Raw genomic sequence first — 14189 nt, forward strand, 5'->3', positions numbered from 1 at the left:
GCGGCTACAAAAACCTGTCAGCGACAACCCTTTATTCCAGGACTTCGACCATGACCCTCGGCCTCAACCTCGATCGCGTCGCCAGCCGTTACCAATCCGAGCTGCAACTGTTCGCCGAACGCCACCCGCGTTCCGCCGGCTTCTACCGGGAAAACCTCAAACACTGGCTGTACGGCGCGCCGTTGCACTGGATGCAGCAATGGCCGGGGCTATACCCGATCCTGGTGGCCGACGCCCAGGGCGCGACGCTGACCGACTGCGACGGCAACCGCTACGTCGACTTCGCCCTGGGCGACACCGGCGCCATGTTCGGCCATGGCCAGCCCGCCGTGGCCGAGGCCATAGCGCATCAGGCCCGGCACGGCTCGACCCTGATGCTGCCGACGGCCGACAGCCTGTGGGTCGGCCAGGAACTGGTGCGGCGCTTCGGCCTGCCGTTCTGGCAAGTCACCACCTCCGCCACCGACGCCAACCGCTTTGTGCTGCGCCTGTGCCGGATGATCACCGGCCGGGAGAAAGTGCTGGTGTTCAACTGCAACTACCACGGCAGCGTCGACGAGTCCCAGGTCGAGTTCGACGCCAGCGGCCAGATGATTCCCCGCGAAGGCGTGCACGCCAATGGCCTGCGCCACGACGCCACCACCCGGCTGGTGGAGTTCAACGACCTGCCGGCGCTGGAAGCGGCACTGGCCCACGGCGACGTGGCCGCGGTGCTGACCGAGCCCTTCATGACCAACGTCGGCATGGTCCCGCCCGCCCCCGGCTTCCACGACGGCTTGCGCGAGCTGACCCGGCGTTTCGATGTGCCGCTGATCATCGACGAAACCCACACCATCTCCTGCGGCCCCGCCGGCTACAGCGGCGAACATGGCCTGCAACCGGACTTCTTCGTGCTCGGCAAGTGCATCGCCGGCGGCATCCCCACCGCGGTGTGGGGCGCCAGCCAGGCCATGGCCGAGCGTATCTGGCAGGTACTGCCGCATTTCCAGCCCGGCCAGGCGATCAACCACTTCGGCTTCGGCGGCACCCTGGCCGGCAACGCCCTGCAGATGGCCGCCATGCGCGCCACCTTCAGCGAGGTCATGAACGCGGCCAACTACGCGCACATGATCGCCCTGGCCGAACGCCTGCGGACCGGGGTCCAGGCGCTGATCGCCAAGCACCGCCTGCCCTGGCACGTGACGCGAATCGGCGCCCGGGTCGAATACCTGTTCATGGACCACGCGCCGCGCAACGGCGGCGAAGCCCACCATGCCCGTCATGGCCTGATCGAGGCCTACCTGCATCTCTACCTGCTCAACCGCGGGGTGTTGCTGACCCCGTTCCACAACATGGCGCTGATCTGCCCGGCGGCTACCAGCGACGACGTCGACCTGCACAACCGCCTGCTGGACGAATGCCTGGGCACCGTCACTCAAGGAGAACATCCATGATCCTCGACCTCAGCGGCCGTATCGCCCTGATCACCGGCTCCGGCCAGGGCATTGGCCGCGCCATCGCGCAAGTCTTCGCCGCCCAGGGCGCCAAGGTGCTGCTCGCCACTCGCAGCGAAGCCTCGGGCGCCGAAACCCTGCGCCTGATCCGTGAAGCCGGCGGCAGCGCCGAGCTGCTGGTCGTGGACCTGAGCACCCGGGCCGCGGCCAACCAGGCGGTGGCCGCCACGCTCAGGGCCTTTGGCGGACTGGACCTGCTGATCCACAACGCCGCGGTGTTCCCGATGGAAAACCTGCGCGACCTGAGGGATGAAATCCTCGAGTCGACCCTGGCGGTGAACCTCAAGAGCTGTTTCTGGCTGACCCAGGCGGCGCTGCCGGCGTTGTGCCGGGCCGAGCATCCGCGCATCGTCATCACCTCCTCGGTGACCGGGCCGCGCACGGCGATTCCCGGGCTGTCCCACTACGCCGCGTCCAAGGCCGGGGTCAACGGTTTCATCCGCGCGGCGGCCCTGGAACTGGCCGAACACCGGGTCACCGTCAATGGCGTCGAACCCGGGCTGATCGCCACCCAGGCCATGGCCAACCTCGGCGACTCCCCGGCCCTGGCCGCCAGCATCCCGCTCAAGCGCCTGGGCAGCCCGCAGGACATCGCCCACGTCATGCTGTTCCTGGCGTCCGAGCAGGCCGGCTATATCACCGGGCAAACCCTGATCGTCGATGGCGGCGCCCTGCTGCCGGAGAATACGCAGCTCATCTGACGGCAGACGCCCTCCCTCACCCACGGCGCCCGACCGGGCGCCGCCACGCCAACCCCGACAGCACCATTCGCCCGGCCCTTTCGCCCAGCGAGATCAACGGCTCAATGGTGCTATGGGTAGAACGCTGCATCCCGTTTTTACCGATTGACTTGAAGTTAACTTTAACTTTTAGAGTCGGCTCCGACCCATTGGCGCGCCCCACCCCGGCGATCCTCGCCCGCCCGCCTGCTTTCGGAGAAGCCCATGACCTCAACCAAGCCCGACACCCTCAGCTACGCCGTCGCCGATACCGGGTATTGGCCCGCCGTGTTCAACGTGCTGTTTGCCGGCATTGCCGCGGCGCTGCATATCGGCAAGGCCACCATCGCCCTGCCGCAGCTGCAGCAGGAATTCGACCGGCCCCTGGAGTCCCTGAGCTGGATCATGTCGGCCTTCCCCTTTATCGGGGTGTTCGGCGGCATCGCCGCCGGCATCCTCGTGCAGCGCTGGGGCGACCGCTACCTGTTGGCCCTCGGCCTTTTGATCATGTGCGCCGCCAGCGCGCTGGGCTCCAGCCTGCACGACTTCCATGGGCTGCTGGCCACGCGTTTTGTCGAAGGCCTGGGCTTCGTCATAGTGGTGGTCGCGGCGCCGGCAGTGCTCAATCGCCTGGTCCCGGCGCACAAACGCCACCTGGCGTTCGGCATCTGGAGCACCTTCATGGCGTTCGGTATCGGCACCTCGATGCTTATCGGGCCGCTGCTGGGCGGCTGGCAACAGAGCTGGATCGCCGGCGCGGCCTTGACCCTGCTGGCGGCGCTGCTGTTGCCGTTGACCACGCCCAGGGACCCGCTGGCGCTGCGCCGCCAGGCGCAATCCGCTTTGCGCCACTCGCTGAGCAGCGTGCTGCGCGCCCGCCAGCCGCTGCTGATGGCGCTGATGTTCACCGCCTACAACCTGCAGTTCTTCGCAGTGATGGCCTTCCTGCCGGTGTTCCTGATGCAGCGGGTCGGGCTGTCGATCGCCAGCGCCGGGGTGGTCAGCGCCGCGGTGGTGGCGGTCAATATCGTCGGCAACCTCAGCGCCGGCCTGCTGCTGTCACGGGGCGTCCGCCCACAAGCCCTGCTCGCCGGCACCAGTATCGTCATGGGGCTTTTCGGGATGGGGATCTTTCTTTCGGTCACGCCGACCGGCCTGGTAATCCCTTTGTGTTTCTTCTTTTGCGCAGTGGCCGGCATGCTGCCCGCCACCCTTCTCGCCAGCACCTCGCTGACCTCGCCGGAACCCGCGCTGATCCCGCTGTGCCTGGGCCTGGTGATGCAAGGCAACTATCTGGGCCAGGTGCTCGCGCCCATCGCCCTGAGCGCCGCCGTCGCCTATGCCGGCTGGTCCGCCCCCGCGGCGCTGGTGCTGGCCGCCGCAGTGCTAGGGGTGATGCTGGCGATGCGCCTGAAGATAAAGCAATAAAAACGCCGCTCCCCGACGGCGGTCGCCAAGTCGGGGAGCGGTAGCAATGCTTCAACTGCCGGTGCGGATCCGGTCGATTTTCAGCGGCATGGCTTCCAGGGCGAACAGCTTGCCCATCATGTCCGGGCTCGGGTAGACCTTGGTGTCGTTCTTGATCCAAAAGATCACACAAACCGGGCTATTCGAGCTTAAGTGCTCTTTCTGTTCCATTGCTCCCCAAACCCCGGTACTGGCCTGCATGGAAGACCAGCGGTTCTGCGCCGCTGTATCGGTATTGTTCGATCTCGCCAATGAAGATCAGGTGGTCACCGCCCTCGTACTGGGTGACGTTGCGGCACACCAGCACTGCCACCACATCGTCCAGCACCGGAGCTCCCGCCTTGCCATAGGAATGAGCTACACCGGCGAACTTGTCAGCTGCTGCCCGTGCGAACTGCTCCGACAAGTGGTGCTGGTGCGCGCCCAGCACGTTGATGGCGAAGTGGCTCGCCGAGCAAAAAAACTTCAGGCTCGGTGCCGTGCGTGCCAGGCTCCAGAGCACCAGCGCCGGCGACAGCGACAGTGAGGAGAACGAGTTGGCGGTCACACCGACATTGCGGCCGTCAGCGGTGCGCGTGGTGATCACGGTCACACCGGTAGCGAACTGTCCCAGCAAGTTACGCAGTTCGCGGACACCGCGGCCCTCGGCATCGAGCAAATCGTGAGCCTTGGTTTCGGTGGCGGCATTCATGGTGATCTCTCCCCTCAAGCTGGCTCAGGCAGCCTGTTGGCTCATTGCGCGCGATTGCACGCGCAGCGTGAATCGAATCAACGGTGCGGTCAGCGCCGTGGTCACCAGCGCGAACACCACGAGGATCGTGTAGACCCTTGGCGGAAGGATCTGCATCTGCAGACCGATTGACAGGACGATCAGCTCCATCAAGCCGCGCGTATTCATCAACGAGCTCACCAGCATCGCATCGTGTGGCGCAAGCCCGGTGGCACGCGCGCCCAGATAGCTGCCGCCGAACTTGCCGATGAATCCGCCCGCGAGGAATACACCGAACCACATCCATGATGCCGCGTCGTCGATCGTGCCGACCGACGCATGCAGCCCCGCATACGCGAAAAACACCGGCATCAGCACAAGCTTGACGAAACCTTCGACGTTGTCGCGCCACTCCTTCGCGACGCCGGGCACACGCCGCACGAACAGCGCCGCCGCAAGTGCGCCAAATGCGCTATGGAATCCGATCAGCGACGTCGCGAGTGCCGACGCTATTACGAAGCAGAACAACACGGCCAAGCGGTCGCGCGCCGCATGCGTAGTCGATGCGAGCCGCGCAAGCGCCGGTCGAACCACGAAGCGCACCAGGAGCGCGCACAGCACCAGATACGCGAGCAGGCTGAGGAGCATACGCGCAAATGCCCAGCCAGGCCCGCTCGATAGCGAGGCAATCGTTGCAAGCAGCATCCATCCGAGCGCATCCGTCAGCATCGCGGCAGACATTGCGTGCCGTGCGCCCACCATGGCGCTGAGCTCCAGGTCGTCGATGATGCGCGCCATCACCGGCACCGCTGATACCGCAAGTGCGACACCGCAGAAGAGTACATAGGGCAGCGCCGGTGCGTCGCTGGCGAGCGTGTCTTTCGAGACGATGGCGACGATCATGCCGATCGCGGCTGGTGCGACGAGCCCGCCCGCTGCGATCGCGACGGGCATGCGCCAGCGCTTGCCGCGCAGCGTCTCGCCCAATTCCATATGCAGACCGACCTGAAACATCAGCAGTATCAGGCCGACTTCGCTGACTTGCGCTATCGCTGACAGCGCACTTGGGCCGAACAACAGGTCGTAGAAACTCGGTGCGATCATGCCCAACAGCGAAGGCCCCAACAGCAGACCGGCCGCGATCTCGCCGACGACCGCGCACTGGCCGAGCCGTTCGGCAATGCGGCCGCAGACGTTGCAGAGCGCGATCACCAGCACGAGTTGCAACAGCCAGATAGTCATGAATACCTCGGCAAGAGCGACACCGACACGCAGCGGGTGGCCGCGAGCCCAAGCGGGCCCGCCGCGCCGTACGTCGTGATGACCGTGGCGCCGCTCGCCAGCTTCGCGAGCGCCTGGCGCAGCGACGCGGCCAAAACCGGCTCGGCTTCACGCATCACCGCTCACTCGCGACGCGGTCGACCCAGCCCCGGTAGAACGCACGGTACTTGAGCACCAGCTTGTCGTACTTGCTGTACGCGCCGCCGCCGTCCGGCTTCATCCCGTTCCAGATTTTGACGTCGTACCCCGCCGCCTGCCTGGTCTGCAGCCCGAACAGCACAAAGTCGGTCGCCCGGCGCAGGATGCCGCCCACCTTCTTGATCGAGATGAGCATGTGCATGACGTTCTTGCCATCGCTCACCGGCGTCACACACTGGAGCAGCTTGTATTTGACGTCTCCGTCCAGGGCGACGGTCATGACGCACCCGCCGGGGTAGCCATCGAAATGCAGGTTCATCTGCGACATGTTCAGGCCGAGCGCGCGCGACAGCATGCCGAGGGGGCCGAAGTACCGGTCCACGGTGAAGTCGATCCCGGCACCGAACCACGCGCCCGCCCGGGCCAGCGACTCAACCTCCGGCCACTGGCGCCAATCGTCGAAGAGCTTGAGCTCGAAGGCCGAGACCGGGAGCGCGTGCACGGGGGTCGCGTGCTGCGCGTCGTAGAAGTTCTCGACGATCCGCAAGACCGCCGTCGTCGTCTCGAACGCGAAGTGCAGGTGCATAAAGTCGCCGTTGTCGACGTCGGCCGCGGCGATTTCGGGCAGCGGGTGCAGCGGCTGCGGGGAGCCGTACCAGACCCACACGTAGCCGTATCGCTCGACGGTGACCAACGTCGGCTGGCGCGCCCCGCGCGGCACGGGCTCCAGCCGGGGCACCGCCTGGCTGTGGCCGGGGATGTGAACGCACTGGCCCTGCTCGTCGTACCGCCAGTGGTGAAACGGGCACTGGAGGCACCCGTCCTTGACCCGCCCGTCAGCCAGGTTCGCGCCCAGGTGCGAGCAGTGGCGGTCCATCACCACGGCCCGCCCCGTCGCTCCGCGCCACGCCACGCACGGACGGCCGAAGAGCGTCAACTCCGTCGGCTTGTCCTTGAGGTCGTCCGAGCGCATCGCGACGTACCAGCTCGCGGCCAGGCGCGTGGTCGCGTCGTACACGCCCGGGGGACGCTTCTTGACGCTCGCTTGATCCAATTGAATGTCGTTCATCGGCCGACTACTTCTTCAGCGCCAGGCCGATGCGGGTCGTGATGTACGCCTTGAGCAGCGCGAACATCGGGTTGTAGTCGAAGTACTTTTTCACCTCCGCCGGCGCTCTGGTTTGCGTCCAGTACATCAGCTTCATCGCCGGCACCAGGCTGTACTTCGAGTTGTTGAGCTGCGGCTTGTCCCCGGTGATGCAGTACCCGAAGCCGAACATCGGCTTGGCGAAGTCTCGCTCGTCGATGAGGGCGTGAATCCGCGCGGCGGCCTCCTCCGCCGGCTTGAGCCCGGCGCTCACGGCTTCGACCTCGGCTTTGGCGTCGTTGAACAACTGGTAGTACTCCTCCATGTCCGCGCAGAGGTATCCGAGATACGGGGGGTCGTTGTCGAGGTGATCGAGGTCGCCCTCGTCGCGCGACGCGCGGAACCTCGCGTGGGCTTGCACGAGCCGGAACTGCCCGAGGATTGTGCCGACCGCCCACAGCCTGTGGAACGCGTCCCATAGGCGGAAGTCCGAGAACGCCGTGTAGCAGCAACTGACGAAGTCGTCGTTGTGGTCCAGAAGCTTTTGCTGCAGGCGCTCGATGTACTCGAAGCGCTCGGGGGAGAAGTCGTCGTCGCGCAGCGCCTTGATGAGGCGCGCCGCGAGCGCGTGGATGGTCACCGCGGTGTTCTCCAGCCCCCGCGAGAAGAGCGGGTCGATGAACCCGTTCGCGTGCAGCATCAGGCAGTAGCGGTCGCCGACGCAGGCGTTCGACGAGAACTGCAGGCGGTCGGTCTTGACCCAGTCGCGCACCGGCACGGCGTCCCGGAACTGCGCCCCAATGCTCGGGAATCGCGCGAGGAACTCGTCGAATTCCTGCTGCGCGGAAATGTCCGTTTTCGGGTAGACACGCGGGTCGAGCTGCAGGCCGACGCTCACCAGGTTGTTGGTCGACCGCGGGTGGTTGTTGAACGGAATCACCCAGAGCCAGCCGCCCGTGAACATGTGGTGCAAGGTCCCTTCGTGCCAGCGCCAGCGCTGCCCCTTGACCTTGAAGATGTCGTCGAACGGCTTGACCCCGAGCATGTGCGTGTAGAGGCTGCGCGAGTGCGTCTTGAAGCGACACGGCTCTTCGCGGAGCCCGAACTTGGTCGCGAGCGGCGCGCGGGGCCCTCCGCAGTCGATCATGTACCGACCGGTGAACCGTTCGCCCTGGGCAGTGGTCACCGCGACGCCGTCTTTATCGGCGTGGTATTCGGTCACGGTAGTCTTTTGGTGGACCTTGCAGCCGTATTTAATGGCGGCTTGCAACAAGTAGGCGTCGACATCTTGCCGGTAATAATGGCTCTCCGGCCCCCACGGCAGCTCGGGAATGACGCACTGCGTGAACTCCTTCGGGTCGTGCTCCTGGCCGGGCTTGTGGAACACGAAGCCGAAGTTGCGCTTGATGCCCGTGCTCGACGCGACGTAGCGTTGCGTCGAGTAGAACGACGTGATGTGGTCGAGCTCCGGAATGCCGTAGCGATCGGCGATGATGCGGTTCATGAGAGACGTCTCGGGGATCGACGATTCGCCGATCGTGAACCGCGGGTGCGACGACTCCTCGATGATCAGCACGCGAAACTGTTGTTTGGCCAGGATGGCCCCCATCTGGGTGCCGGACATGCCCGAGCCGAGGATGATTACGTCGAAGTGGTTGCTATCGTGTCCGTTCGCGGGGCTCTTCTGAGTCATGGGGGCAAACTCTCCTTGTGAGATAACACTTGGTCGCGCGCATCAGGATTCGTCGAGCGCGGCGCGGATGCGGGACCGCGCGGCATACGTGAGCGTGAGTAGTTCACCGAGCATGCTGGGCGCGTACCCCCCGCTGCCGATTGTTGGGCCGCTTTGCCCGACTTCGTACGCCCGCTCCGCCAATTTGAGGTGAGGCGCCCGGAAGCGCAGCAGGACCTTGAAGACCCGCTCAAGGGCTGTCAGCCCAGCCCGGACGTGCTCGTCCCGCGCACCGACCGCTCGCGCCTCGTCGAGCGCGCGGTCGATGAGCGCCGGCTCTCCGGAGAACCGAGCGTAGACCGCCCTGTACGCGGGAAGCACGTAGGGCAGATACGTCTCTTTGAATTCTCGATAAGCTTGGTCGTCCGATTGCGAGCCCCACAGCACGTGCTCCAGCACGAAGAGGGGCATTTCTACAGCACCGGGGCCGAGATAGCTCTGGCCCCCGACTCGGATCGGTTCGTAGAAGGGACGGAGCTCATCGTAGAAGACCTGCGGCGAGATGAAGCGGTACGCGTAGACGATCGATTCGACCATTTTCTGCAGATAGCCTTCCAGCTCGTCGCACCCTTGCGCGAACGCGGGCGAGCGCAGGGGCACGTCGGACAGCTCGACGGTCATTGCGATGGCCGCCTCGAGGGCCGCCATCGAGATGCGCACGCTCTCGAGCAGGTGCACTTCGTCGGGCAGCCCGGTGTAGCTGCGCTGCGCGTCGGCCGTCGCGGGGTTCCAAACCGTCACATGCAAGAGTGTCTCGCGCGGCGGCAGGTCGGTCGCGCGCGCCAGGTCGAGCAGCACCGGCTCAAGGCCGGGCACCACGTCCGCGGGCTCGTGTCCGTGCCGCTTGAGCGACCCCAGGAAGAACCCGATGTCCCGCATCGCGGCGGCGGCTTCGACGAAGCCCCAGCCGGAGGGCACGCCGCGCGCCGGGAGGAACTCGCGCAGCAGGCCGATGATGCCCGGCACGTCCTTGTTACGGTTCAGGCCCGGCAGCTGCAGAACGAGCGAGCGCGCCTGCAGCGGATCGCAGGCCGCCACGGCAGCGTGCGTGGCCGCGAATGCGCCTACCCGGTCCAAGGTGCGTTCCACTACAGGGTTTCCTGCGTCGCGAGCGTCGGTCCGCGCTGGCTGTGAGACAGCCCCGCGTCGCCGTCACGCAGCGACCGCAGGTAGTCGTAGTTCGTCGGCAGGCTCGTGCGCAGACGCTCGGTCTCGCGCCGGATGCTGGCGAACATCACCTCGGCTTTCTCGATCGACTCCGGTCGGTGCTGCAAGAGCGGCAGCGACCGGTCGGGCAGCATGCCCAAGCCCGCAAAGATGCAGTAGTAGTTGCCGTTCAACCAGAAGTTCTTGAATTCGTAGTCGAAGGTCTCGTAGTACGTGGAATCGTCGAACGACGTGGTGGTCAGCGGCAGCCCCGCCTTGTAGCGCTGAACCTTCTCTTGGATGGCGTCCGAGAGCCGCAGCTCGTGCCGGTTCGCGAGCCAGAACGGCGTGTCTTCGCGCGACGTGGTGAAATAGTGCGCCTGGACGAAATCTCGGCAGTCGTCGAACATGTAGACGATCTCGGCGTTGAATGCGTCGCTCAACCGCGGGTCGAACGAGGTGTCGGGGAAATGCTTCACGAGCTGGTAAAGCGCCGCGTAGATGAAGTAGATTCCCGTCGATTCCAGGGGTTCCAGAAAGCACGACGACAGCCCGATCGAGACGCAGTTGTTGACCCACGCCCGCTTGTTGCGCCCGACCCGGAACTTGATCTGGTTGAGCGGCTGATTGTCCGAGAGGCCCCAGAGGTTGAGGAAGTCGGCGGTGGCCTGGTCGCGCGAGGTGAAATGGCTCGAGAAGACGTAGCCACTGCCGAACCGGCCCAGCATCGGAATCTTCCAGGTCCACCCCGAATTCATGGCGATCGAGGAGGTGTACGACTCGACCCCCTCGCGCGCGTCGTCGTTGGGCACGGCGCTGGCGACCGCGCTGTCGCACAGCAGGTAGTCGGACATGTCGATGAAGGGCTCCTTCAGGGCCTGATTGATCAGGAGCCCCCGCATGCCGGAGCAGTCGATGAACAGGTCCGCCTCCAGCGTCCGCCCCTCCTTGGTGAGCAGGTTGGAGATGTAGCCGCGCTCGTTCAGGCGAACGTCCACCACCTCATCGACCACGCGCTTCACCCCGCGCTCGACGGCCCAGCGCTTCAAGAAGTCGGCCACCAGGTGCGCGTCGAAGTGCCACGCGTGGGACATCTGGCGGGTGCCGTCGGGCAGGCACGGTGCCAGCTTGCCGTCGAGCGCCCCGGCCTGCGGGTAGCACGCGTACTCCATCGGCTGCTGGAAGCCCTGTTCGCGCTTGCGCAGCCAGTAGTGGGTAAGCGGCACGCCGTCGCAGTTCGGCACGTTGCCGAACAAATGGTAGAAATGATCGTCGCGCGAGGAGTCGGGTGACTTCCTCCAGTTCACGAACTTGATCGCGGCCTTGAACGCGCCGTTCACTTGGGGCATCCACTCCCGCTCCGGTATCCCGAGGAAGTCGAAGAACACCTTCTGCAAACTAGGGATGGTCGCCTCGCCCACGCCGATCCGGGGGATCGCTTCAGACTCGATGAGCGTAATGTTCGCCTGCTGTTGGAGCGCCCGGACGAGGTACGAGGCGGCCATCCAGCCCGCAGTGCCGCCGCCCACGATGACGATATTCTTGATCGGCTTGTTCATAACACTCCTTGTTTCAGGCGGCCTGCCTGTGACGAGGGGAAGGCCGCCAGTCTCCGTGCATCCGTGCAAGAGGCACATCAATGTGCTGTGAGATTTAGACTCTAGCCTGCCGGAAAAGCGACGCAAATTCCGTTTCCGAATTAACAAACTGAAACGCAAAGGCATTCGGTATAACGAAAAGTTTTGCGTACGGTTTTTTGCGCCTAATCAGCCCGCCGCTAAGGATGGTCTGAAGTAGCGCAACATTTGTTTTCCTCGCCGTGCAGCAGTTTGTCGACCTGGGTGATGTCCGCAACATTGGCGGCGATCACCACCACGCTATGCACCAGGCCCATCGATGCGCATCGGTGCGTGCCACCAGCTCGCCCAGGACATCTGTAGTGGAGACGTACAACATATTTCCTGCTTAGGAGTTCAATCTTCTCTATTGCCAAACAAGAAGTGCCCACCAGCGACCGGGCTGCCCAGGGGCACGGCCACCGGAGTCGATTGCTCCAGGGTGACGTGGGCGGTGTTCTTGAATTGAGTGATGCTCATGGCGCTACCTGTCGATGGAAAAAACCGCTGTCAAAACCTGGTCAGTGCATCAGGCCTTCCATGAAGCCCGCCACCCGGCTGGCCAGCCGCCGGCGCCAGGGCGGCGTGGCCGGGTTGGCCAGGGTCTGGTCTTCATGGACGAAGCTGCGAATGATCGCGTTGTAGCCCAGCCAGCGGCACGGCTCCGGCTCCCAGGCGCGCAAGGCGTCGAGGCCGCCCTCGGGGATCACCCAGGGCTGGCGCGTCAATTCGTTGTTGCTCTGGAGAATCAATGCGGCCAGGGTCCGCCCGCCGAGGTTGCTGGCGCCCACGCCTTCGCCGCCGTAGCCGCCGGACAAGGCGATGCCGCGCTGGGGGTCACAGAGCATGTGCGGCCGGAAGTGCCGGGACATGCCCAGGTTACCGCCCCAGGAATGGGTGATCCGCACATTGTTCAGCTGCGGGAAAAGCTCGCTGAACAGGTAGCGCCGCAACTCGACTTCACTGCGGGTCAGGTCGAAGTCGTGACGCAGCTTGCCGGCGAACTGGTAACCGCCGCGGGCGCCGAACACCAGGCGGTTATCCGCGGTGCGCTGGCCGTAGGTCACCTGGCGACTGCTTTCGCTGAACGCCTGGCCCTGGTTCAGGCCGATCTCGTCCCAGGTCGCGGCCGACAAGGGCTCGGTGGCCACCAGCAGGCTTTGCACCGGAAGCTGGTAACGGCCCAGGGGCGGCAAGGTCACCGAATAGCCCTCCACCGCCGGCACTATCCAGCGGCAACGCACGCTGGCCTTGGCGGTTTGCAGGCTGCCGGCCTGCCAGTGGCTGACCGGGCTGTTTTCGTAGATGGGCACGCCCAGGCGCTCCACGGCCCGGGCCAGGCCGCGCACCAGCTTGGCCGGCTGGATGGTCGCGCAATGGGGCGCGTAGATGCCGCCGTAGGCCTTGGCCACGCGGATCTGCCGAGCCAGTTGCTCGGGGCTCAGCCAGCGGTAGTCGCGCTCGTCGAGGCCCTGGCGGTAGAGCTTGTCCAGGTAGCGGCGCTGGGTGATTTCCTGCTCGGGGTAACGCGCCGCGCAGTACAGCACCCCACCCTTGCGGTAATCGCAGTCGATGCCTTCGCGTTCAAGGACGATGGCCACTTCATCGGGAATGCCGTGCAGCAGGTCGAAGGAGGCGCGGCGCTGTTCGGGGCTCAGCCCGGCCAGCAACCGCTCCTCCCCCAAAAGGTTGCCCATCAGCCAACCGCCGTTGCGCCCGGAGGCGCCGAAGCCGGCGGTCTGCGCCTCGACGATGGCGATGTTCAGGGTCGGCGCCAGGCGCTTGAGGTAATAGGCGGTCCACAGCCCGGTATAACCGGCGCCGATGATCGCCACGTCGAGATCCAGGTCCTGCTCCAGCGACGGCCGGGCCAGCAGCGGCTCGTCGAGCTGATCCATCCACAAACTGATATTGCGCCACGCTGGCATACACGCACTCCACCACCCGAACTTCGATGGCGCCGATCCTAGTGCCTGGGCTCAGGGGTTGTCTTGCGCGCGTGCACGCAAAGAAATTTGCTTGGCGTAGGCCTTGGGCGACAGGCCGGTATGCTGGCGGAAACAGCTGTAGAACGCCGACAGCGAGTTGAAGCCAGCGGCGAACGCTAGCTCGTCGATGCGCACCGGCGGCGTCGCCTGGTCCAGCGCCGCCAGCAGATGCTGCAGGCGCGCCTGGTTCACATAGCGGTAGAAGCTCTGCCCCAGCACCTGGTTGAGCAGGTAAGAGATCTGGTTGCGGCTGTAGCCGCACTCCTTCGCCACCCGCTGCAGGTCCAGCTCGGGGTCGAGGTACGGCTGCTGGCGCTCGAAGTACTGCTGCAGGTCCTCGGCCATGAAACTCAACTGGCGCGGCGACAGCCCCAGGCGGCTGACCGCCGGCCGCGCGCTGCCTTGGGCCTTGCCCGGCGCGGCCTCACGCACCAGCGAGGCGTATTCATTGACGCGCCAGATCAGGCCGTCGCGCACGGTGATCGCCTCGCTGGCGCGAAACGACACCAGGCCCTGCCCGCCACGCAGAGTCACCTGGTATTGAATGAACGCGGTGTTGCCGTCCAGACGGATGCGGTCGCTGTGCTCCAGGGCCTCATCGGGTGCGCGCGGCATGCTGTTGCGCACGTATTCGCGCAACTCGTCCAGGCCCAGGGTGCGGTTCTGGAAAAAGTCGTTGTACTGGATTTGCGGGTGATACAGCGCCATGACGCCATCGAGGTCGCGGTGCTTCCAGCACAGGTGATAGCGCAGCACCGTCTCGCCGGTGGCCTGGGTTTGCGCCGGGCCATCATCAAGGGAAGACATAGGGGC

General features: G+C 65.3%; 12 protein-coding genes and 2 pseudogenes. 3 read left to right on the forward strand and 11 right to left on the reverse strand.

Annotated elements, in window-relative coordinates; genetic code table 11:
• The first annotated feature begins 50 nt into the window (after positions 1-50).
• The 3 genes from CXQ81_RS18565 to CXQ81_RS18575 all read left to right on the forward strand — a co-directional run bounded on the left by CXQ81_RS18565 (position 51) and on the right by CXQ81_RS18575 (position 3640).
• The gene (locus CXQ81_RS18565; protein WP_101338129.1) at positions 51-1433 is read left to right on the forward strand and encodes an aspartate aminotransferase family protein; all 1383 of its coding nucleotides are present in this window, start codon (positions 51-53) and stop codon (positions 1431-1433) included.
• The gene (locus CXQ81_RS18570) at positions 1430-2194 is read left to right on the forward strand and encodes an SDR family oxidoreductase (RefSeq protein ID WP_101338130.1); all 765 of its coding nucleotides are present in this window, start codon (positions 1430-1432) and stop codon (positions 2192-2194) included. Before CXQ81_RS18565 ends, CXQ81_RS18570 begins: the two co-directional genes overlap by 4 nt.
• Before the next feature lie 243 nt (positions 2195-2437).
• Positions 2438-3640 (forward strand): CynX/NimT family MFS transporter, encoded by a 1203-nt coding sequence (locus tag CXQ81_RS18575; RefSeq protein ID WP_101338131.1) that lies wholly within the window; start codon positions 2438-2440, stop codon positions 3638-3640.
• Between the two features lie 178 nt (positions 3641-3818).
• Here the strand turns inward: CXQ81_RS18575 and CXQ81_RS18580 are convergent, their stop codons facing one another.
• From CXQ81_RS18580 to CXQ81_RS18625, 11 genes and pseudogenes are all read right to left on the reverse strand, one after another.
• Positions 3819-4370 (reverse strand): flavin reductase family protein, encoded by a 552-nt coding sequence (locus CXQ81_RS18580; RefSeq protein ID WP_101338132.1) that lies wholly within the window; start codon positions 4368-4370, stop codon positions 3819-3821.
• 24 nt (positions 4371-4394) lie between these two features.
• Positions 4395-5630 carry a cation:proton antiporter gene (locus tag CXQ81_RS18585; protein WP_101338133.1) on the reverse strand — a complete coding sequence of 412 codons (1236 nt, stop codon included), beginning with the start codon at positions 5628-5630 and terminating at the stop codon, positions 4395-4397.
• A complete protein-coding gene (locus CXQ81_RS18590) occupies positions 5627-5785 on the reverse strand; it encodes a flavin reductase (RefSeq protein WP_101338134.1) in 159 nt (52 codons plus the stop codon). Before CXQ81_RS18590 ends, CXQ81_RS18585 begins: the two co-directional genes overlap by 4 nt.
• Complete coding sequence (locus tag CXQ81_RS18595) at positions 5785-6876, reverse strand: Rieske 2Fe-2S domain-containing protein (protein WP_101338135.1); 1092 nt, start codon at positions 6874-6876, stop codon at positions 5785-5787. The genes CXQ81_RS18590 and CXQ81_RS18595 overlap by 1 nt, the downstream gene beginning before the upstream one ends.
• Positions 6877-6883: 7 nt before the next feature.
• Entirely contained in the window at positions 6884-8587 is a 1704-nt protein-coding gene (locus CXQ81_RS18600; protein ID WP_101338136.1) for an NAD(P)/FAD-dependent oxidoreductase, read from the reverse strand.
• A 42-nt stretch (positions 8588-8629) separates the two neighbouring features.
• Complete coding sequence (locus CXQ81_RS18605) at positions 8630-9715, reverse strand: monodechloroaminopyrrolnitrin synthase PrnB family protein (RefSeq protein WP_101338137.1); 1086 nt, start codon at positions 9713-9715, stop codon at positions 8630-8632.
• Complete coding sequence (locus CXQ81_RS18610) at positions 9715-11331, reverse strand: tryptophan halogenase family protein (protein WP_101338138.1); 1617 nt, start codon at positions 11329-11331, stop codon at positions 9715-9717. Before CXQ81_RS18610 ends, CXQ81_RS18605 begins: the two co-directional genes overlap by 1 nt.
• Before the next feature lie 224 nt (positions 11332-11555).
• A pseudogene (locus CXQ81_RS31770) lies at positions 11556-11663 on the reverse strand (IS5/IS1182 family transposase); the annotation flags it as partial.
• 118 nt (positions 11664-11781) lie between these two features.
• A pseudogene (locus CXQ81_RS18615) lies at positions 11782-11868 on the reverse strand (cupin); the annotation flags it as partial.
• A 41-nt stretch (positions 11869-11909) separates the two neighbouring features.
• Positions 11910-13316 (reverse strand): FAD-binding oxidoreductase, encoded by a 1407-nt coding sequence (locus tag CXQ81_RS18620; RefSeq protein WP_101338139.1) that lies wholly within the window; start codon positions 13314-13316, stop codon positions 11910-11912.
• 51 nt (positions 13317-13367) lie between these two features.
• Positions 13368-14183 (reverse strand): AraC family transcriptional regulator, encoded by an 816-nt coding sequence (locus CXQ81_RS18625; protein ID WP_101338140.1) that lies wholly within the window; start codon positions 14181-14183, stop codon positions 13368-13370.
• Positions 14184-14189: the final 6 nt, after the last annotated feature.

This window comes from Pseudomonas sp. 09C 129 (assembly GCF_002843625.1).
GTDB classification, from domain to species: Bacteria; Pseudomonadota; Gammaproteobacteria; order Pseudomonadales; family Pseudomonadaceae; genus Aquipseudomonas; species Aquipseudomonas chlororaphis.